Here is a 20,062-nt window from a genome sequence, read left to right on the forward strand (position 1 = left end):
CGCGAAGACAAGTGCTGAGACTGGGCGCGGCCGGGGCCGCGATGCTGCCGCTGCCCTGGACGGCCGCCGCCCGAGCCGCGTCGGCGCCGCCTCCGGAGGTGAGCGCCGCGAACGACCTGGCACTGTGGTACGACGAGAGCGCCGGCACGGACTGGCTGCGAGCGCTCCCGATCGGCAACGGCCGCCTGGGCGCCATGGTGTTCGGCAACGTCGACACCGAGCGGCTGCAGCTCAACGAGGACACCGTCTGGGCGGGTGGACCGTACGACCAGAGCAATCCCCGAGGGGCGGGGGCGCTGGGGCAGATCCGGCAGCTGGTCTTCCAGAACCAGTGGAGCCAGGCCCAGACGATGATCGACCAGAACATGCGGGGCACCCCCGTGGGCCAGCTGGCCTACCAGACCGTCGGCGATCTGCGGCTCACCTTCGGCAGCGGCGGCGGGGTCTCGGAGTACAACCGGTACCTGGACCTGACCACGGCCACCACGGCGGTGTCCTACCTGCAGAACGGCGTGCGGTACCGGCGCGAGGTGCTGGCGAGCGCACCGGACCAGGTGATCGCCATCCGGCTGACGGCCGACAGGCCCGGCTCGATCACGTTCTCCGCGACGTTCGACAGCCCTCAACGGACGACGCGCTCCAGCCCGGACGGCGCCACGGTGGCGCTCGACGGCATCTCGGGCGACATGGAAGGAGTGGCCGGTTCCGTCAGGTTCCTGGCACTGGCCCGGGCCGTCGTCGAGGGCGGCAGCGTCAGCAGTTCCGGTGGCACGCTGCAGGTGAGGTCCGCCGACAGCGCGACCGTGCTGATCTCCATCGGCTCCAGCTACCGCAACTGGCGCGATGCCGGCGGCGACTACCAGGGCATCGCCCGGAGCCATCTCGACGCCGCCGTCAGCAGGACCTACGACGACCTCCGCGGCCGGCACGTCGCCGACTACCAGCGGCTGTTCGGGCGCACGACGCTCGACCTCGGCCGCACCGCGGCGGCCGACCAGCCGACCGACGTGCGGATCGCCCGCCACGCGAGCACCGACGACCCGCAGTTCTCCGTGCTGCTGTTCCAGTTCGGCCGGTACCTGCTGATCTCCTCCTCGCGGCCGGGCACCCAGCCGGCCAACCTGCAGGGCATCTGGAACGACTCGCTGACGCCGGCGTGGGACTCCAAATACACCATCAACGCCAACCTGCCGATGAACTACTGGCCGGCCGACACGACGAACCTGCCGGAATGCTACGAGCCGGTCTTCACGATGATCGACGAGCTCGCGGTCAGCGGCGCCCGGACGGCCCGCGTGCAGTACAACGCCGGCGGGTGGGTGACCCACCACAACACCGACGCGTGGCGGGGGACGTCGGTCGTGGACGGCGCGCTGTGGGGCATGTGGCAGACCGGCGGCGCGTGGCTGTCCACCCTCATCTGGGACCACTACACCTTCACCGGCGACCTGGAGTTCCTGCGGCAGTACTACCCCGCCATGAAGGGCGCCGCGCAGTTCTTCCTCGACACCCTCGTCCAGGAACCGAACCTGGGGTATCTGGTCACGAACCCGTCGAACTCTCCCGAGCTGGCCCACCACTCGGGCGTCAGCGTCTGCGCCGGGCCCACGATGGACAACCAGATCCTGCGCGACCTGTTCGACGGCTGCGCCAAGGCCGGCCAGGCGCTCGGCGTCGACGCCGACTTCCGGGCGCGGGTCCTCGCCGCCCGCGACCGGCTCCCGCCGATGAAGACCGGCTCGCGCGGCAACATCCAGGAGTGGCTGTACGACTGGGTCGAGACCGAGCCCACCCACCGGCACATCTCCCATCTCTACGGCCTGCACCCCAGCAACCAGATCACCAAGCGCGGCACCCCGGCGCTGTACACCGCGGCGCGGCGGACCCTCGAACTGCGCGGTGACGACGGCACCGGCTGGTCACTCGCCTGGAAGATCAACTACTGGGCGCGGATGGAGGAAGGCACCCGTGCGCATGACCTGCTCCGCCTCCTCGTGACGACGGCACGGCTGGCGCCGAACATGTTCGACCTGCATCCCCCGTTCCAGATCGACGGCAACTTCGGCGCGACGTCGGGCATCGCCGAGATGCTGCTCCAGAGCCACCATGGCGAGCTGCACGTGCTGCCGGCGCTGCCGGCGGCCTGGCCGGACGGCGAGGTGCGAGGTCTTCGGGGACGTGGCGGCTACACCGTGGACACGACGTGGAGCTCCGATGGCGCCACCGAGATCCTCATCGCGTTCGACCGCGACGGAACGGTCAACGTGCGCAGCCGCATGTTCACCGGAAATTACCAGGTGGTGGACAACGTGACCGGCGACACGGTCACCGTCACCCATCCGGAGTCCGACGTCATCGGGCTGACCGGCCGGGCCGGCCGCACGTACCGGATGACCGGATCCGCACCGCCGCCGCCGGCGTACGTACGGATCGCCAACGTCACCACCGGCCTGGTGCTGGACAGCGGCGGCAACGTCGCCTCCGGCTCGGTGCTCAAGCAGTGGAGCTACGACGGCAGCACCAACCTGCAGTGGCAGCTGGTGGATGTGGGCGGCGGCTGGTACCGCATCGTCAACCGCACCAACGGCATGGTCGCCGACAGCTGGGGCAACGCCGCCAACGGCGCCAACGCCCGGCAGGCGGCCTGGAACGGCGGCGACAACCAGCAGTGGCGCCTCGATCCCGTGGGCAACGGCCACTACCGGATCGTCAACCGGGGCACCGGCACCGCCCTGGACGGCATGGGCAACAGCACCGTCGGCTCCACCGTGGGGATGTGGACACCCAACAGCAGCACCAACAACCAGTGGACGATCACGGGCGTGTGACCGTCCCCCCGGTCACTGTTCCGGGAAAGGCGAGATCGCCGTGCCGACCGAGAGCAGGGGTGAGCCGTCCCTGCTCCGGTCCGCACGGCGACCGCTGGTGCCGGTGGCGCTACGAGGTGTAGGTCCACTTCTGGTTGTCGCCGCCCCAGCAGCTGTAGAGCTGGAGCCTCGTGCCGTTGCCGGTGCCCTGCCCGACGGCGTCAAGGCACAGCCCTGACTGCACGCCGGTGATGGTGCCGTTGGAGTTGACGTTCCACTTCTGGTTGTCGCCACCCCAGCAGGAGTAGATCTGGATCACGGCGCCGTTGCTGCTGCCGCCGGCGTCCAGGCACTTGTTGCCGTACACCCGCAGCTCGCCCGCGGAGGTGAGGGTCCACTGCTGGTTGCTGTTGCCGTTGCAGTCCCACAGATTCACCGCGGTGCCGTCGGACGTGCTGGCGTTGGGTACGTCGACGCAGCGGCCGGAGGCCACGCCCTTGATCGTGCCCTCGTCACCGCCGTCCCCCGGAGGCGGCGTCGTCGAGGTACCGCCGTTGAGCGCGTTGAGCACCGCGGTGTAGGCCGGCTTCTTGTTGCTGCCGCTGAACAGCAGCGGGGTGTCGCCCGAGCGCCAGGAGTCCTGGTCGCGCACGCCCCACACGGTGATGCCGTTGCAGCGCGGGACGGCCAGGCAGTCGTTGACCACGGCGGCGTACGTCGTGGGCGAGGCCCCCTGGATGTCCAGCTCGGTGATCTGGACGTCCACGCCCAGGGCGGCGAAGCTCTGCAGCGTGGTGCGGAAGTTGCTGTTGTACGGGCTGCCGCTGTTGAAGTGGGACTGGAAGCCGACGCAGTCGATCGGCACGCCGCGCTGCTTGAAGTCGCGGACCATGTTGTAGACGCCCTGCGTCTTGGCCCACGACCAGTTCTCGATGTTGTAGTCGTTGTAGCAGAGCTTGGCCGAGGAGTCGGCGTTGCGCGCGGTGCGGAAGGCGACCTCGATCCAGTCGTTGCCGGTGCGCTGGAGGTTGGAGTCGCGCCGGCCGCCGGAGTTGCCGTCGGCGAAGGCCTCGTTGACCACGTCCCAGGAGTAGATCTTGCCCCTGTAGTGGCTCATGACGCCGTTGATGTGGTCGATCATCGCCTGGCGCAGGGAGCTGCCGGACAGCGACTGCATCCAGCCGGGCTGCTGGGCGTGCCAGGCCAGGGTGTGCCCGCGGACCCGCTTGCCGTTCTGCACGGCCCAGTTGTAGACGCGGTCGCCCTGGCTGAAGTTGAACTGGCCCCGGTTCGGTTCGGTGGCGTCGATCTTCATTTCGTTCTCGGCCGTCACCATGTTGAACTCGCGGGCGGCGATGGTCGTGTAGGCGGAGTCGCCGAGCCTGCCCGACGCGATGGCGGTGCCGAAGTAGCGGCCGCTCTGCGCGGCCGCCGCGCCGAGCGTGCTCTCGGCGGCGTTCGCCGGTAACGGCGACGCCATCGCCGCGATCAGACCGAGTGCGCCGAGCGTGCCGGCGATCAACGTCCGCCGTCGCCCGCCGAACGGGCGGCGGTCGGTGGATGGGGACATGGCGTTGACGCGCATGCCTGAGCCTCCATTGCGAATCATGGGAAGAGTGTGCGGGGACACACTCGCGGGACCCGACGCCGCGCCCACGGGGAGCGCACACCACTAGGCGTCGTGACGGCGGCCCCTGCCGCGCACCACCGACTGACAGGGAGATCGCCTTGGGGACTCAGTGTGAGAACCGTGCCGAAAATTGTCAAGGAATCCGCGAAAATTTCGGGATCAGGCTCGGCTGACCGCCGATGATGCCCCGTTCTTACCGCGATTCGTTGCTCTTGAAACTTTCGGTCAGACGTACCTGACAGGCGGCCTTGTGTGAAAGTTTCACGGCGGCGCTCTCCTGTCGGCGCGTGGTTTCGGGCCTGATGAGGCGAGGTGAGCGCGCTCGGCCGCCGGCCCCCTCGGCTCGTCGCAAGCTCACGCTTCTTGACAGTACCTTTCGGCCTCGTATTTGCTCCGCTCTGCCACCACATGCCACCGGCTCCGAGGAGAGGTGCGATCAAAAAGCGTTCATGTTAACGCTAACATCTGGCCGACCATGTGAAGAGAAGAGCAGCAGATGAAAACGCGTCCCAGGGGATATGCCACCATCGGAGCCGGCCTCGCGGCTCTGGTCACGGTCGTGGCCACCGCACTGTCCATGTTCGTCACCGCCGCCCCACGGGCGTCGGCGGCGGCCCTGACCGAAGTGACGAACTTCGGCGCCAACCCCGGCGGCCTGCGGATGTACCTCTACGTCCCCGACAGGGTGGCGTCCCGGCCGGGCGTCCTGGTGGCGATGCACGGCTGCAACGGCTGGGCTCCGGGCTTCCACCAGGGGACCGAGTTCGCCTCGCTGGCCGACCGGTACGGCTTCATCGTCATCTACCCGCAGGCGAACAAGAGCGCCAACGGCATGTCGAACTGCTTCGACGTCTGGTCGGACGAGGCCCTGCGCCACGGCGGCGGCAGCGACCCCGTGTCGATCGTCTCCATGACGAGCTACGTGCTGCAGCGCTACAACGGTGACCCGGAGCGGGTGTTCGCCACCGGCTTCTCCTCCGGCGCGATGGAGACCAACAACCTGCTCGCCACGTACCCGGACGTGTTCAAGGCCGGCGCGCCGTTCTCGGGCGTGCCCTACGGCTGCCTCGGGCCCGCCGGCTGCGGGGACAAGACGCCGCGGCAGTGGGGTGATCTGGTCAGGAACGCCTACCCCGGCTACAGCGGGCCCCGGCCGCGCGTGATGGCCTGGCACGGCACCGCCGACTCCGTGCTGCCGTACACGATGCTGCAGGAAGAGGTGGACCAGTGGACCGACGTGCACGGGCTGGGGCAGACCCCCACCTCCACTGACAGCCCGCAGTCCGGGTGGACCCGGCGGGTCTTCGGCTCCGGGCAGGTGGAGGCGTACACCATCAGCGGTGCCGGCCACGACCTGCCGCACGCCGGGATGGCCGCTCACGCCATCCGCTTCTTCGGCCTGGACGACGGCTCGTCCACCCCGACGTCGACTCCCACGGCGCCCGGCGATGCCGGGCCGATCAGGGGAGTGGGCTCCGGGCGCTGCCTGGACGTGCCGGGCGCCGCCACCGCCGACGGCACCGCCGTACAGCTGTGGGACTGCAACGGGCGGAGCAACCAGCAGTGGGCCGCCACATCGGCCGGCGAGCTCAGGGTCTACGGCGACAAGTGCCTCGACGCGGGCGGGAGCGGCAACGGCGCCGTGATCCAGATCTACTCCTGCTGGGGCGGCGACAACCAGAAGTGGCGCCTGAACGCCGACGGCACCATCACCGGGGTCCAGTCCGGGCTGTGCCTGGACGCCGTGGGGCAGGGCACCGCCAACGGCACCCGGATCCAGCTCTACTCCTGCCACGGCGGCGCCAACCAGAAGTGGACCTGGAGATGACGACGCCGATCCGCAGCGGCCCGACGCTGGCCGGAAGCCTGCGCGCCGTACTCGCGGCCGCCGCCGTGGCCCTGATGGCCGCCGCCGTGCTGCTGGGCGTCAGGCCCGCCGAGGCGGCGTCGCTCACCCGGGTCACCGGCTTCGGCAACAACCCGACAAATCTGAACATGTATATGTATGTCCCGGACCGGGTGGCGGCCCAGCCGGCGCTGCTGGTCATGGTGCACTACTGCACCGGCTCGGCCGCCGGGGTGTTCAACGGTGTCGGCCACGACTACGTCACCGCGGCCGACCGGTACGGGTACGTCATCGTGATCCCGGAAGCCACCCGCAGCGGCCAGTGCTTCGACGTGTCCACCCCGGCCGCGCTCACGCGTGACGGCGGCGGGGACTCCACCGGGATCATGTCGATGGTCTCCTACGCCCGGCAGCGCTACGACGTCGACCCCGCCCGGATCGTGGTCAGCGGCTTCTCCTCCGGCGCGATGATGACCAACGTGCTGGCCGCGCAGTACCCCGACGTGTTCTCGGCCGCCGCGGCGTTCTCCGGTGTCCCGGCCGGGTGCTTCGCCACCACCGGCGGATCGCTGTGGAACAGCGAGTGCTCCGGGGGCCGGATCGTCAAGACGGCCCGGCAGTGCGGTGACCAGGCACGCGCGATGTTCCCCGGCTACACCGGCCGCTACCCGCGGATGCAACTGTGGCACGGCACCACCGACACCACCCTGGCCTACCCCAACTTCGGTGAAGAGATCAAACAGTGGACCGACCTCAACGGGGTGAGCCAGGCCCCCGCGTACACGGACAGCCCCAAGCAGGGTCTCACCCGCACCCGGTACGGCGGCACCGGCGTCCAGGCCCCCGTCGAGGGGCTCAGCTTCGCGGGATACGGCCACTCCCTGCCGTTGACGGGCATGTTCCCCTACGCCCTGTCCTTCCTCGGGCTCGACGCGACCACGCCGGGGGAGTCGGGCGCCATCAGGAACGTGGGGTCGGGCAGATGCCTTGACGTCTCCGGCGCGTCCCAGGCCAACGGCGCGCGGGCGCAGATCTGGGACTGCCACGGGCAGCCCAACCAGCAGTGGACGCTCACCGCTTCCGGCGAGTTGCGCGTGTACGGCGGCAAGTGCCTGGACGTCGGCGACCACGCCACCGCCGACGGAAGCAGGGTGATCATCTGGGACTGCAGCGGCCAGGGCAACCAGAAATGGCGCTTCAACGGCGACGGCACCATCACCGCCGTCGAGGCGAACAAGTGCCTGGACGTACCCGGATACACCAGCGCCAACGGCACCGCGCTCCAGATCTGGTCCTGTAACGGCGGCGCCAACCAGCGCTGGACCCGTACCTGACCTTCACCGCGGCCTCGCGCCCTCGACCCCAGAAGGTGACCATGAAAGTCGCATCCCCCCTTCGGCCCGGCTCCCCGGCGAGACGCGGCGCGCTCGTGATCATGGCGCTGATCTGCGCGGTCATGATGATCCCCGGCACGGCCAGAGCGGACAATCCGATCGTCCAGACCATCTACACCGCCGACCCCGCCCCGCTGGTGCACAACGGCCGGGTGTACCTCTACACCGGACACGACGAGGACGGCTCCACGTACTTCACCATGAAGGAGTGGCGGGTCTGGTCGTCCGCGGACATGGTGAACTGGACCGACCACGGCTCGCCGATGAGCGTCGCCACCTTCAGCTGGGCGAGCGCGGACGCGTGGGCCGGTCAGACCGTCTACCGGAACGGCAGGTTCTACTGGTACGTCCCGGTGAAGGACCGGGCGAGCGGCCAGATGGCCATCGGCGTCGGCGTCTCCGACAGCCCCACCGGGCCTTTCACCGACGCGATCGGCCACCCGCTGGTCAGGAACGGCGAGATCGACCCCACCGTCTTCATCGACGACGACGGGCAGGCCTACCTCTACTGGGGCAACCCCAACCTGTGGTACGTCAGGCTCAACGCCGACATGATCTCGTACTCGGGCAGTCCCACCCGGATCCCGCTCACCACCGCGGGCTTCGGCACCCGCACCGGCGACGCGAACCGCCCGACCCTGTACGAAGAGGGGCCCTGGGTCTTCAAGCGCAACGGCCTCTACTACAACGTCTTCGCGGCGAAATGCTGCTCGGAGTTCATCGGGTATTCGACAGCGCCCGGCCCCACCGGGCCCTGGACCTACCGCGGGACGGTCATGCCCACGCAGGGCAGCAGCTTCACGAACCACCCCGGCGTCATCGACTTCAACGGCGGGTCCTACTTCTTCTACCACAACGGCGCCCTGCCGGGCGGTGGCGGCTTCACCCGCTCGGTCGCCGTGGAGAAGTTCTCCTACAACGCCGACGGCACCATCCCCACGATGACCATGACCACGACCGGGGCGCCGCAGGTGGGCACGTTGAACCCCTACGTCCGGCAGGAGGCCGAGACGATCGCCTGGGAGTCCGGCGTGGAGACCGAGCCCTCCAGCGAGGGCGGCATGAACGTCGGCTGGATCGAGAACGGCGACTACGTCAAGGTCAAGGGCGTCGCCTTCGGCTCCGGCGCGACGTCCTTCGCCGCGCGGGTGGCCTCGGCGGCCAGTGGCGGCCGGATCGAGCTCCACCTCGACTCCGTGAACGGATCGCTGGTGGGGACCTGCACCGTGCCGGGCACCGGTGGCTGGCAGACGTGGACGACCGTCACCTGCTCCGTGAACGGCGCTACCGGCACCCATGACCTGTACCTCAAGTACACCGGCGGCAGCGGCTACCTGTTCAACGTGAACTGGTGGCAGTTCACCGGCGGCACCGGGGACGGCGGGGACACCGGCGGGAACCTGCTGGCGAACGGCGACATGGAGAGCGGCACGACGGGCTGGGGCACGTTCGGCGGAACCCTGTCGTCCGTCACCGGCTCAGCTCACGGCGGCTCGCGGGCGCTGTCCATCACCGGGCGCACGGCGTCATGGAACGGCATCACCCAGGACGTCACCGCCAAGCTCACCAACGGCAAGAGCTACACGACGAGCGTCTGGGTGCGGTCGCAGAGCGGCACGCCCAGCGCGAAGGCGACCCTGGCGGTCACCGCCGACGGCACGACGAACTACATCCAGCTCACGCCGGCGACGGTGGTGAACACCGGCGGCTGGACCAAGCTCACGGGCACGGCGACCGTGTCATGGAGCGGAACGCTGACCGGCGCCACCTTCTACGTCGAGACGGCGTCGGGGACCGACGGCTTCACCATCGACGACGCCTCGTTCCAGTGATCCGGATCGGAGTCAGCTGATGTCCAAGCAGAGCAGGTTAATCGGAGCGGTCGCGGCCGCCGTAATTCTCGTCCTGGCCATGGGCCGTGCGGCGCTGAGCAGCGACGCGGGCGGAGCCGCGACCTCCGCGGGCGCTCTGGCGGCGACCGCCGGATGCGGCAAGACCCCGACGCTGAGGAGCGGGACGCAGTCGATCCAGACCAGCGGCAAGAACCGCTCCTACATCCTCCGGCTCCCCGACGGCTACCGGAACGACACCCCCTACCGGCTGATCTTCGGCTTCCACTGGCTCGGCGGCACGGCCGCCGAGGTCGACTCCGGCGGAACCAGCGGCTACCCGTGGTCCTTCTACGGGCTGCGGCAGATGTCGAACAACGGCGCCATCTTCGTCGCACCCCAGGGCTTCAACAACGGCTGGGCGAACAACAACGGCGAGGACATCACCTTCGTCGACGACCTGATCCGGCTCATCGAGGCGGATCTCTGCGTCGACACCTCGCAGCTGTTCGCCACCGGTTTCAGCTACGGCGGCGCCATGAGCTTCTCGCTCGCGTGCTCGCGGGCGACGGTCTTCCGCGCGGTCGCGGTCTTCTCCGGCGCGCAGCTCAGCGGGTGCAGCGGCGGCACGCAGCCCATCGCGTACATGGGGCTGCACGGCATCGGGGACACGGTGCTCAACATCGCGCAGGGACGGGCGCTGCGTGACAGGTTCGTCCGCAACAACGGCTGCACAGCACAGAACCCGCCCGAGCCGAGTTCGGGCAGCCGCAGCCACATCGTCACCGCCTATTCGGGGTGCCGGGCCGGCTATCCGGTCGTCTGGGCCGCGTTCGACAACGGCCACACGCCTGGACCCGTGGACGGGACCTACGCCGACAACGGCGCCACGACCTGGACCAAGACGGAGGTGTGGGCGTTCTTCTCCCAGTTCGGGAGCTCGCCCTCGACCAGCCCCACCCCCAGCCCGACGCCCACCCCCACGCCGGGGACCGGTGCGTGCACGGCCACGATGCAGACCGTCAACTCCTGGCCGGGAGGCTTCCAGTCCGCGGTCACCGTCCGTGCGGGCGACAGCGCCGTCGGCGGCTGGACGGTCGGCTGGACCTGGCCGGACGGGCAGGCGATCAGCAGCCTGTGGAACGGCGTCCGCTCCGGCTCGGGAGCCGAGGTGAGCGTCCGCAACGAGTCCTACAACGGCTCGATCGCGGCCGGCGGCACCACCACGTTCGGCTTCACCGCCAACGGCGCCGCGGCCACCCCCACCCTTTCCTGCGAGGCCTCCTGACCCGCCTCGTCTCGAAGGAGATCCCGTGTCCGCATCTCCACGCGCGGTGCTGCCGTCGACACGGCCTGGGGCGCGGGGCAGGCCGGCATCGGCACGCCGATCATCCTGTGGACCTGAAACGGCGGAGGCGACCAGCGGTGGACCCGCACCTGACGATCAACCGGCGAAGGACGCGCACCTGACCATCCACGCGCGGCGGCGCCGCTGACGCCAGACCGCTCCCGCTCCCGCTCCCGTTCCGCCGGTGACCGATCGGCGGGCGGGAGCGCGATGGCGCTAGCGCTGCAGGCGCACGGGGGCGCTGGGCGCGTTGCGCCGGACGAGCCACGCCTCGGTGATGTGCGTGAACATCGCCTCGGTGGCGCCGTCGGGGTCGTGGGCGGCGATGCGTTCGTAGATGCGGCGATGGCCCTGGTTGGACGCCACGCACAGGGCGCGTTCGGTCTTGCCCATGTAGCGGGCCGTGTTGATCACCTGGCTCTCCAGCGCGCGGACCACGCCCCGCGCGATGCGGTTCCCGGACGCCTGCATGATCGTGTCGTGGAAGGCCCGGTCGTGGTCGGCGTACGTGACGTGGTCGTCGACGAGCTCGTCCATGCGGTCCACCAGCGTGCGCAGCCGCTCGACGGTGTCATCGTCCGCCACCCGGGCGGCGAAGTTGGCCATGTCGGATTCGAGCAGGCGGCGGGTGACGACGAGGTCGTCGAGGATCCCCAGGCTCTCGTCCATGTCGATGGTCGCCGCGAGCACGAGCTCGTCGAGCATGTCCCACATCGTGGGCGGGGTCACCATGGTGCCGGCGCCCTGGCGGACCTGGACGAGCCCCTTCTCCTGGAGGATCTTCACGGACTCGCGGACGACCGTCCGGCTCACCGAGAAGGTCTCGCACAGCACGGGCTCGGGAGGAAGGGGCGTGCCGGACGGGTGCACGCCGCGGACGATGCGCTCCACGAGCTCGGCCGTCACCGCCTTGGCCAGACTGGCCGGTCGCCTAGCCCATGCGGGCGGGACGGAGGCGCTGCCGGGCGCTTCTTGCGATGCCGTCATATCCCCCTCCGGTGGGCAGCGCTACCGGCTCAGCATACGGCATCCCATTGACGTCATACGTCATACGAGTTACGTTTCCGGAACGCGGCCGGAGATCGCCGGCCGCGCTCTGGGAGGTGATCAACAATGAAGCAGCGCACACTGTGGCCGGTCATCCTGATCACGGGACTGGCCGTGACCGCCTGCGGAAGCGCCGCACCGACGCAGTCCTCCTCCGGGGACTCGAGCAGCAAGATCGTGGTCTGGGACTGGAAGTCCGGTGAACCCGGCGTGGCCTCCTACATCGAGAAGGCGAAGGCCGACTTCGCCACGAAGCATCCCGACGTCACGGTCGAGTTCGTGGCCCAGCCGTTCGACCAGTACTACACCTTGCTGGGTGCGGCCACCCAGTCGGGCAAGGGCCCCGACGTCATGCTGTTCAACGGCGGCGGGCAGATCCGCGATCGGGTGAACGACCTCCTGCCGCTGGACCCGTACGTGGCCGAGGACAAGCAGCGGCTGGCGGGCTGGGACGCCTTCAGCAAGGACGGCAAGATCTATGCCGCCCCGGTGACGTTGCAGGGCCATCCGATCTACTACAACAAGTCGATCTACCAGAAGGCGGGGCTGGACCCGGCGAACCCGCCGAAGACGTGGGACGAGTTCGCCGCCGGCTGCGCCACCATCAAGAAGGCGACCGGCGCGAAGTGCTTCGCCCTCGGCAACAAGGAGGGCTTCGGGATCCAGTTCTTCATGTCGGGCCTCGGGCCGGGCATCCTGACACCCGAGGAGTACGACGCCTGGATCGCCGGGAAGCGCGACTGGACCTCCCCCCACGTGAAGCAGATCTTCAGCCTGTGGAAGAAGGTCAACGACGACGGCCTGAACAACGACGGGGCCAACTCCACCGCGCTGTTCAACGACGCCTTCGCGATCTTCAACACCGGCAAGGCCGCCACCATCATCGGGCTCATGTCCGACGTCGGGCACTGGAAGGACTTCGGCGAGTTCCTGGGCGCCGACAACGTAGGCGTCATGGCCGCACCGGTGGTCACCAGCGGCGCCACGCCCGTCCTCCCGTACGACGGCGGAATCGGCTACGGGGTCGCCAAGTCGGCCAAGGACCCGCAATTGGCCGCCGACCTGGTGCGGTCGCTGACCTCGACCGGCGCGCTGTCCGCCTTCTACGCCGGTGCCGGCGCGATCACCTCCGACACCACGATCGAGGTGTCGCAGGGCGCCCCGGCCGTCGCCGCGATCGTCTCCAGGATCAAGGGCGGCAAGCCCGCACTGCATGTCGCGCTGTCCTCCAAGACCCTTGACCTGATGGGCAGGCTGTCCCAGAAGCTCCTCAGCGGGTCGGCGAGCGTCGACGACGTGGTGGAGCAGCTGGCCGCCTCCGACAAGGTGAGCTGATCGCGTGCCGATCGGAGGTTCGTCACCGGCGGTCGGCTCGGCTGAGGCGGAGCGGGCCACCGGAACAGAGATCGAGCGGCCGGTGCGCGGCCTGCCCGGGAAGACCTCCCGAGGGGTGCGGGCCGAGCGTCTCGCGCCCTTCGTCCTGGTGGCCCCGGCCGTACTGATCATCGTGGCGCTCCGGCTGTGGCCGCTGCTGCTGGGCGTCAACTTCTCCTTCACCGGCGACGGCGAGCGCAACGGGACCGCGGTCGGCTTCGACAACTACGCGGAACTGCTCGGCGATCCGCTGTTCCGCACCGCGCTGGGCAATGTCGGATGGCTGGTGGTCCTGCTTCCCGTCGCGGTGGCGATCCCCGGCCTGCTGGCGACGTTCATCTACCTGCGGGTCCCAGGGCATCGGGTCTTCCGCGGCGTCTACTTCTTCCCGGCCGTGCTCTCACCCGTGATCGTCGGCGCGATCTTCAACCTGATGCTCGGCTACGACGGCCCGCTGAACACCGCCCTCGCAGCGATCGGCCTCGGGCCGGTCGACTGGCTCGGCGACGCGGACATCGCCATGTTCACGGTCACCGGCGTGCACATCTGGGCGACCTTCGGGATGGCCCTGGTGGTGTTCCTCGCCGGGTTCTCCACCCTGGACACCGCGCTCCTGGACGCCGCCCGGATGGACGGCGCGTCGCTGCCCCGGATCATCTGGCACGTCATCATCCCGAGCCTGTCCCGCACTCTCCAGTTCGTCTTCGTCACCACCATGATCGGAATGCTGACATCCATGTTCGGCCTGCTGTACGTCATGACCAGCGGCGGTCCGGAAGGGTCGACGTACCTGCCGGAGTTCTACGTCTGGATCCAGCAGGGACAGATGAACCGCCCGGCGCTCGCCTCGGCCGCGTCGACGGTGCTGTTCCTCATCATGCTCGTGGTCGGGATCCTGCAGGTGAGCGTGCTCCGCCGGGCGGGGAGTGAAGACTGATGCGCGGCAGGCACCTCGGCAGGTGGGCGGCCGCCGTCCCGATGGCGCTCCTGGCGCTGGCGACCGTCTATCCCCTCCTGTTCACCGCCAACGTCGCCGTGAAGACCCGGCGCGACTACATCCTCGACCGGTTCTCGCCGGTGAGCTCCCCGCACCTGGAGAACTTCTCCGCGGCCTGGAACAGCGTCGGCATGGCTCGCTACTTCGCCAACTCGGTCATCGTGGTGACGGTCTCGGTGGTCCTGCTGCTGCTCCTCGGGTCGATGGCCGGCTTCGCGCTGAGCCAGTTGCGCTTCCGCGGCTCTTCGGCGCTGTTCCTGGGATGTCTGGCGGCGCTGTTCATCCCGTTCCAGGTGATCATGGTGCCGCTGGCCCGGGTCATGGCGGACACCGGCCTCATCGACACCTATCCGGGACTGATCCTGGCCTACGTCGCGCAGTTCCTCCCGTTCACCATCTTCCTGATGACGAGCCACTACAGGACCATCCCGGTGGAGATCGTCCAGGCCGCGAGGATCGACGGGAACTCCACCTACGGCGTCTACCGGCGGATCATGATCCCGCTCGGTGCTCCGGCCCTGCTGTCCGTCGGCATCCTCGACGCCCTGTTCTGCTGGAACGACGTTCTCATCGCCTTGCTGCTGATGCCGTCGCCGGAGCATCGCACCCTCATGGTGGGGGTCACCTCGCTGCGCGGGCAGTACTCCGACAACATCCCCCAGTTCGCGTCGGGAGTGCTGATCGCCGCGCTGCCCGTCCTGTTGATCTATCTCTTCCTTCAGCGTCAAATCGCCGACGGTGTCACCGCCGGCTCCACGAAGGGCTGACATGCGGATATCGGGGTATCGGACTTTGACGACGGTGCATGAATGGGGCCGTCCCGTCGGTGACGTCAACGGCGTCTACGCCGACGGGAACGTTCCGGTGCCGATCGTCCTGGTGGACACGGACGAGGGGATCACCGGCGTCGGCCTCGGACCGCACGCGCACCTCGACACCGTCTTCGCCGCCATCGAGGGCGAAGATCCACGCGGCGTGACAGCTCTCTACGACCGCATGCTGCGGCAGACCTTCAAGGCCGGCCACGCGGGCGCGGTGTTCGGGGCCATCGGCGCGCTCGACACCGCTCTGTGGGACATCAAGGCGCAGGCCGCCGGCGAACCGCTCTGGCGGCTGCTGGGCGGACGGGACAGGCGGGTCCCCGCCTACGCCTCCGGCCTCGACTTCGGCCTGACGGACGAGGAACTCGTCTCCGTCTACCAGGACTACGCGCGGCACGGGCTGAGAGCGGCCAAGCTCAAGGGCGGCCTCGACATCGAACGCGACCGGCACCGCCTGACGCTGCTACGAGAGGTCCTGACCGAGGCCGCGCACGGGGCGCGGCCGGGCCTGATGCTCGACGTGAACGAGGCCTGGACCCGCAAGCAGGCCGTCCGGCACGTCGGCGAGATCGAGCGTGACCTGGACCTGGTCTGGGTCGAGGAACCGGTCCGGCGATGGGACGCCGAAGGGCTGGCCGTCGTCGGCCGCGGCATCCGCGCCTCGGTCGCCACGGGGGAGAACCTCACCGGGCTCGAGCAGTACAGACCGCTGCTGGCCGCGGGCGCCGTCGACATCGTCCAGATGGCCGCCGTCTGGGGGATCACCCACTTCCTGCGCGTGTCCGCCCTGGCCCACGCCCACGACCTGCCGGTCAGCCCGATCGGCACCACCCCGATCGCCCTGCTCCATGCCGCGGCGTCCGTGCCGAACCACCTGATCAGCGAACTGCAGGACCTGCGGCCGCCCCGCGGGGTGTCCCTCGACCTGACCGTCGAGGACGGCGCGTTCGTCCTCGGCAACTCCGCGGGCCTGGGCGTCACCGTCGACGAGGACTCGATCACGTCGTTCGCCCGCCGGACGGACGGCGCCATGGCGGCCGGCTCTCCCAACGTCCGGCCCGAGCACGCCGGGCGGCGGCTGCTGGCGGTCGCCGATCCCGGTGCCACGGCGCGGCACCGGCTCACCCCCTAGTCGCGGGTCCGTTCGCGCCGCTCATCCACGCCATGCCCCACAGGTGCGAAAGAAGGGAAACACACGTGCGTCTGTCGCTCATGCCGAACAGAAGAACGCCGACCGCGGCATCGGCCGCCTTAGTGATCGCCACCGGGCTCCTCGCCGGACCGGTGGCCGCCCCGGCGCAGGCCGCGGCCCCGGGAGGCCGGACGATCGTGGTCGCGCCCGCCGGCGCCAAGAACGCCGACGACAAGGGTCCCGGCAGCGTCGGACGGCCGCTGGCGACGCTGGAGGAGGCACAACGGCGGGCGCGCGACGCGGCGGCCGAGGGCAGGCGCGACGTCACCGTCGAACTCCTCGACGGCACCTACCGGCTGACCGCGCCGCTGCGGTTCGACGCCGCCGACTCCGGTCGGAACGGGCACACGGTGATCTGGAAGGCCAGGCGCGGGGCCCATCCCGTGCTGAGCGGTGCCGAGCCCGTCACCGGCTGGGAGCTCGACGACGCCGCGACAGGCGTGTACAAGGCCCAGGTCGGCACGGGATCCGACAGCCGGCAACTCTACGTGGACGGGGCCCTCGCGCAGCGGGCACGCCTCAAGCTCGCACGCGACGACATCAAGCTCAACGCGGACGGCTTCACCATCGACAATCCCGACCTCGCCTACCTGGCCGAGCTGCCCGACCAGAAGCGGATCGACTTCCAGGCGAAGCTGTCGTTCACCAACCGCTTCGCGCCCGTCCAGAGCATCTCCGGCTCCACGGTCGTCATGCAGCAGCCGGCCTGGGACAACAACACCTACGGCTACGACACCATCCAGTCGCCGTTCCGCACGCCGACCTTCTCCCTGCTGAACTCCAGGAAGTTCCTCGACGAGCCCGGCGAGTGGTACCTGGACACGAGCGCCGGAACGCTCTACTACAAGCCCCTCGCCGGGCAGGACCTCTCACGCGCTCGCGTCGAGCTGCCGCGGCTGGAGTCGCTGGTGCAGGTCGGCGGCACGTACGACGAGCCCGTTCGCAACCTGCGGTTCGAGGGCCTGACCTTCACCGGCACCACGTGGCTGCACCCCGGCACACCCGACGGCTACGCCAACCAGCAGACCGGCGTCTTCATCAGCGGCGTGCAGCCGCACCGGCCGGAGGACGCGTTCACGTCGTGCGCGTTCGGCTGCAAGGGGTTCGAGGGATCGCGCAACGGCTGGGCGCAGACGCCGGCGGCGGTGCAGGTGTCGGCCGCCGAGGGTGTCGGTTTCGTCGGCGACACGTTCGTGAACCTCGGTTCCGTCGGGCTGGGCATCGGCAACGACGCCAACGCCCACGCCAGCGGCGTGGGACTGGGCGCGCACCACGTGACGGTCACGGGCAGCACCTTCACCGCGAGCGCCGGCGGCGGCATCGTGGTCGGCGGCGTACGACCCGACGCGCACCATCCCTCCGACCCTCGGATGGCCAACACGGACATCAGGCTCAGCGACAACCGCGTCTACTCGACCGCGCGCGAATACCTGGACCAGGACGCCATCTTCGCCAGCTACGTCACGCGGCTGACGATCGAGCACAACTACGTCTCGGACATGCCGTACACCGGGATCGGGGTCGGCTTCGGGTGGGGCGCCAACGACCCGGGAGGCAGCCCCGAGTACCTCAAGCGCGGGCTCTACGACTTCCAGCCCGTCTACGACACCCCGACGACCTCGACCGACGTCCGCCTGGTGGGCAACCACGTGCGCAACGTCGTCCAGACGATGTTCGACGCCGGCTGCATCTACACCCTCTCGGCGATGCCCCGCAGCACGATCGACGAGAACTACTGCGAGAACAGCGGGCAGCTCGGCCTGTACTTCGACGAGGGCTCCCGCTACCTGTCCGCGCACCGCAACGTGTTCGTCGACACCGCGGCGCAGTGGGCGCACGCCAACAACCAGAACAGCAACCGCACCGGTGACCTGACGCTGATCGGGAACTACACGACCAACCCCGCCATCACCGGCATCGTCGACGGCCAGCGCGGCAACACCGCGCGGGACAACACCACCGTCACGGCCGGCGATCTCCCGAGCGAAGCCGAACGGGTGATCGACAGAGCGGGCCCGACCGGGCCGTACCGCACGCCGCGCTGACGGCGAGCCGCCGCTCCTGCCCGGACGGCCGGGCAGGAGCGGCGGCGCTCGGACGATCAGCTCGGTGGCCGGCCCCCGCCCGGCCGATGCGCCGCGATCCGGTCAGGCCGCCTGCCTCAACGACATCACGGCCCACGGCGCGAGCTCGACGTCGAGGTCGAGCACGCCGTCGTCGGGGACGGTCAGCGTGAACCCGAGGAGCGAGTCGGCGACCCCGCTCAGGTGCTCGCCCTGTGCTTTCGACAGGTTGAGGGGCGAGCCCATCCGGTACCAGGCCTCGGCGGCGTTCCCGTGCTCCCAGTCCAGGATCTCGACGAGGAACGTGGTGCCTGGCTCCAGCCCGCCGATCGAGTGGCGGATCCTCCGGCTCGGCCCCATCCCGGCCAGCGCTCGTGTCGCCGCGTACGAGTTCTGCGAGCCGACCCCCTTCATGGCCATGTCCTCGGGGTAGTTGAAGAACACCGCCGCCACGGCCGACGTCCGGCTGTCGCGGGTCACGACCCCGTCGGACGTCGAGAGGAGCAGCCGGTCGCCGAGCCGTTCCAGCATCGTGAACGCGTGGAACGTGGGCTTGTGCACGCCCGCCTCGTTCACGAGCCCGAAGCCGCCGTGGAAGGGCCCGATCCCGGCGCCGCCCTCCTCGAACACGTCCGTGAAGGTCCAGTAGGAGATCGAGTCGGCGAGCGTGGCGCACCTCAGGTACGCCCGCGTGATGTAGGTCGCCGCGAACAGCGTGTCATGGATGAAGTCGCGGGCCGAGGGCGACGTCGACCACTCGGAGATGTGGATCTCCGCGTCGGGATACGGGCTGTTCCTCACCAGCTTGCGGAGCAGGGTCAGGTCGTCGAACGTCGCATCGGCATAGCGGGTGATGTGCACCCCCTCGCCGTCGGCGCCGAACGCGAAGTCGGTGGGGTAGAGGTGGGTCGAGACGAAGTCGATCGGGACATCGCGCTCGGCGCACCAGGCGATGAAGTCCTCGATCCACACCGGGCGCCATTCGAGCGCGTCCACGTCCGCGGCGGCAGCCGTGTCGTGCATCGCGGAGCGGTCCTCGACCTCACCCCGGTAGCGGTCATCGGGCACGAAGACGCTCGTCGCGGGCCCGCCCACCCGCAGCTCGGGGTCGATCCGCTTGATCGCCCGCACGGTCTGCTCGTAGAGCTCGAAGTACTCGGTCTTCGTGCCGGTCCAGAAGTAGGGGACCAGGTTGGGCTCGTTCCACACCTCGAAGCGCCACTCCCGCACCTCGGCCAGGCCGTACCGGTCGATCCAGTGCTCGACCGACGTCGTGACGAGCTCGACCCAGCGCGCCATGTCCTTGGGCGGGCTGCAGTGGGCGCCCCACCAGAACACCGTCTCGGTCGCGGTCGCCAGCCCGCGCGGCATGAAGCCGAACTCCACAAAGGGGCGGACGCCGTGGTCGACGATGAAGTCGAACACCTTGTCCACGTAGCTGAAGGTGTGCACCGGCGCGGGAAGAGGGGAGTCGGGGCCGAAGCCGCCGCCGTAGCTCTCCCGGTACACGAACATGTCGTCGTGGAAGACGCCGTGGAAGCGGATGTACTGGATTCCGGCCGCGGCGACGACCTCGGCGAACTGCTGCCGCCAGTCCGCGCGCAGCGCCTCGTTCGCCCGTCCGGCGCCGATGCACCTGCTCCAGACGTGCGGGAGCACGCTCTCGTCGCACGACCTTCCGTCGATCAGCACCATGACCTCATTTCTTCTTCGG

General features: G+C 69.4%; 13 protein-coding genes. 10 read left to right on the forward strand and 3 right to left on the reverse strand.

All coding sequences use genetic code 11. The features are described from left to right. The first annotated feature begins 11 nt into the window (after nt 1–11). Nucleotides 12–2,828 (forward strand): glycosyl hydrolase family 95 catalytic domain-containing protein, encoded by a 2,817-nt coding sequence (locus FH608_RS18460; protein WP_226899664.1) that lies wholly within the window; start codon nt 12–14, stop codon nt 2,826–2,828. A 109-nt stretch (nt 2,829–2,937) separates the two neighbouring features. On the opposite strand, the gene FH608_RS18465 is transcribed toward FH608_RS18460, so the two are convergent. After that, nucleotides 2,938–4,392: an endo-1,4-beta-xylanase gene (locus FH608_RS18465; protein ID WP_193318488.1), complete on the reverse strand. Its 1,455-nt coding sequence runs from the start codon at nt 4,390–4,392 to the stop codon at nt 2,938–2,940. Between the two features lie 541 nt (nt 4,393–4,933). On the opposite strand from FH608_RS18465, the gene FH608_RS18470 reads away from it, so the two are divergent. Genes FH608_RS18470 through FH608_RS18485 form a run of 4 tightly spaced genes read left to right on the forward strand, consistent with a single transcriptional unit; the run spans nt 4,934 to nt 10,794 of the window. After that, the gene (locus FH608_RS18470) at nt 4,934–6,265 is read left to right on the forward strand and encodes an extracellular catalytic domain type 1 short-chain-length polyhydroxyalkanoate depolymerase (protein ID WP_139631764.1); all 1,332 of its coding nucleotides are present in this window, start codon (nt 4,934–4,936) and stop codon (nt 6,263–6,265) included. Then, nucleotides 6,262–7,617 carry an extracellular catalytic domain type 1 short-chain-length polyhydroxyalkanoate depolymerase gene (locus FH608_RS18475; protein WP_193318489.1) on the forward strand — a complete coding sequence of 452 codons (1,356 nt, stop codon included), beginning with the start codon at nt 6,262–6,264 and terminating at the stop codon, nt 7,615–7,617. The genes FH608_RS18470 and FH608_RS18475 overlap by 4 nt, the downstream gene beginning before the upstream one ends. A gap of 41 nt (nt 7,618–7,658) precedes the next feature. Continuing rightward, on the forward strand, nt 7,659–9,509 hold the full coding sequence (locus tag FH608_RS18480; protein WP_139631765.1) for a family 43 glycosylhydrolase: 1,851 nt from the start codon (nt 7,659–7,661) through the stop codon (nt 9,507–9,509). Between the two features lie 19 nt (nt 9,510–9,528). Beyond that, nucleotides 9,529–10,794 carry a cellulose binding domain-containing protein gene (locus FH608_RS18485; protein ID WP_139631766.1) on the forward strand — a complete coding sequence of 422 codons (1,266 nt, stop codon included), beginning with the start codon at nt 9,529–9,531 and terminating at the stop codon, nt 10,792–10,794. A 276-nt stretch (nt 10,795–11,070) separates the two neighbouring features. On the opposite strand, the gene FH608_RS18490 is transcribed toward FH608_RS18485, so the two are convergent. Continuing rightward, the gene (locus FH608_RS18490; protein ID WP_139631767.1) at nt 11,071–11,841 is read right to left on the reverse strand and encodes a FadR/GntR family transcriptional regulator; all 771 of its coding nucleotides are present in this window, start codon (nt 11,839–11,841) and stop codon (nt 11,071–11,073) included. Between the two features lie 126 nt (nt 11,842–11,967). On the opposite strand from FH608_RS18490, the gene FH608_RS18495 reads away from it, so the two are divergent. From FH608_RS18495 to FH608_RS18515, 5 genes are all read left to right on the forward strand, one after another. Further along, a complete protein-coding gene (locus tag FH608_RS18495; protein WP_139631768.1) occupies nt 11,968–13,236 on the forward strand; it encodes an ABC transporter substrate-binding protein in 1,269 nt (422 codons plus the stop codon). Between the two features lie 4 nt (nt 13,237–13,240). Continuing rightward, nucleotides 13,241–14,212 carry a carbohydrate ABC transporter permease gene (locus FH608_RS18500; protein ID WP_193318490.1) on the forward strand — a complete coding sequence of 324 codons (972 nt, stop codon included), beginning with the start codon at nt 13,241–13,243 and terminating at the stop codon, nt 14,210–14,212. Beyond that, a complete protein-coding gene (locus tag FH608_RS18505; protein WP_139631769.1) occupies nt 14,212–15,039 on the forward strand; it encodes a carbohydrate ABC transporter permease in 828 nt (275 codons plus the stop codon). Before FH608_RS18500 ends, FH608_RS18505 begins: the two co-directional genes overlap by 1 nt. A gap of 34 nt (nt 15,040–15,073) precedes the next feature. Next, a complete protein-coding gene (locus FH608_RS18510) occupies nt 15,074–16,225 on the forward strand; it encodes a mandelate racemase/muconate lactonizing enzyme family protein (protein WP_226899694.1) in 1,152 nt (383 codons plus the stop codon). Nucleotides 16,226–16,290: 65 nt separating this feature from the next. Then, complete coding sequence (locus FH608_RS18515) at nt 16,291–18,330, forward strand: right-handed parallel beta-helix repeat-containing protein (RefSeq protein ID WP_139631771.1); 2,040 nt, start codon at nt 16,291–16,293, stop codon at nt 18,328–18,330. 102 nt (nt 18,331–18,432) lie between these two features. On the opposite strand, the gene FH608_RS18520 is transcribed toward FH608_RS18515, so the two are convergent. Then, a complete protein-coding gene (locus tag FH608_RS18520; RefSeq protein ID WP_139631772.1) occupies nt 18,433–20,043 on the reverse strand; it encodes a GH39 family glycosyl hydrolase in 1,611 nt (536 codons plus the stop codon). Nucleotides 20,044–20,062 lie beyond the last annotated feature (19 nt).

The organism is Nonomuraea phyllanthi, from assembly GCF_006334985.2.
GTDB lineage: Bacteria > Actinomycetota > Actinomycetes > Streptosporangiales > Streptosporangiaceae > Nonomuraea > Nonomuraea phyllanthi.

Bases quoted from the DNA above. Each gene is read 5' to 3' on its own strand.
- FH608_RS18465 (WP_193318488.1), bottom strand. From the start codon at position 4,392: ATGCGCGTCAACGCCATGTCCCCATCCACCGACCGCCGCCCGTTCGGC.
- FH608_RS18470 (WP_139631764.1), top strand. From the start codon at position 4,934: ATGAAAACGCGTCCCAGGGGATATGCCACCATCGGAGCCGGCCTCGCG.
- FH608_RS18475 (WP_193318489.1), top strand. From the start codon at position 6,262: ATGACGACGCCGATCCGCAGCGGCCCGACGCTGGCCGGAAGCCTGCGC.
- FH608_RS18480 (WP_139631765.1), top strand. From the start codon at position 7,659: ATGAAAGTCGCATCCCCCCTTCGGCCCGGCTCCCCGGCGAGACGCGGC.
- FH608_RS18485 (WP_139631766.1), top strand. From the start codon at position 9,529: ATGTCCAAGCAGAGCAGGTTAATCGGAGCGGTCGCGGCCGCCGTAATT.
- FH608_RS18490 (WP_139631767.1), bottom strand. From the start codon at position 11,841: ATGACGGCATCGCAAGAAGCGCCCGGCAGCGCCTCCGTCCCGCCCGCA.
- FH608_RS18495 (WP_139631768.1), top strand. From the start codon at position 11,968: ATGAAGCAGCGCACACTGTGGCCGGTCATCCTGATCACGGGACTGGCC.
- FH608_RS18505 (WP_139631769.1), top strand. From the start codon at position 14,212: ATGCGCGGCAGGCACCTCGGCAGGTGGGCGGCCGCCGTCCCGATGGCG.
- FH608_RS18520 (WP_139631772.1), bottom strand. From the start codon at position 20,043: ATGGTGCTGATCGACGGAAGGTCGTGCGACGAGAGCGTGCTCCCGCAC.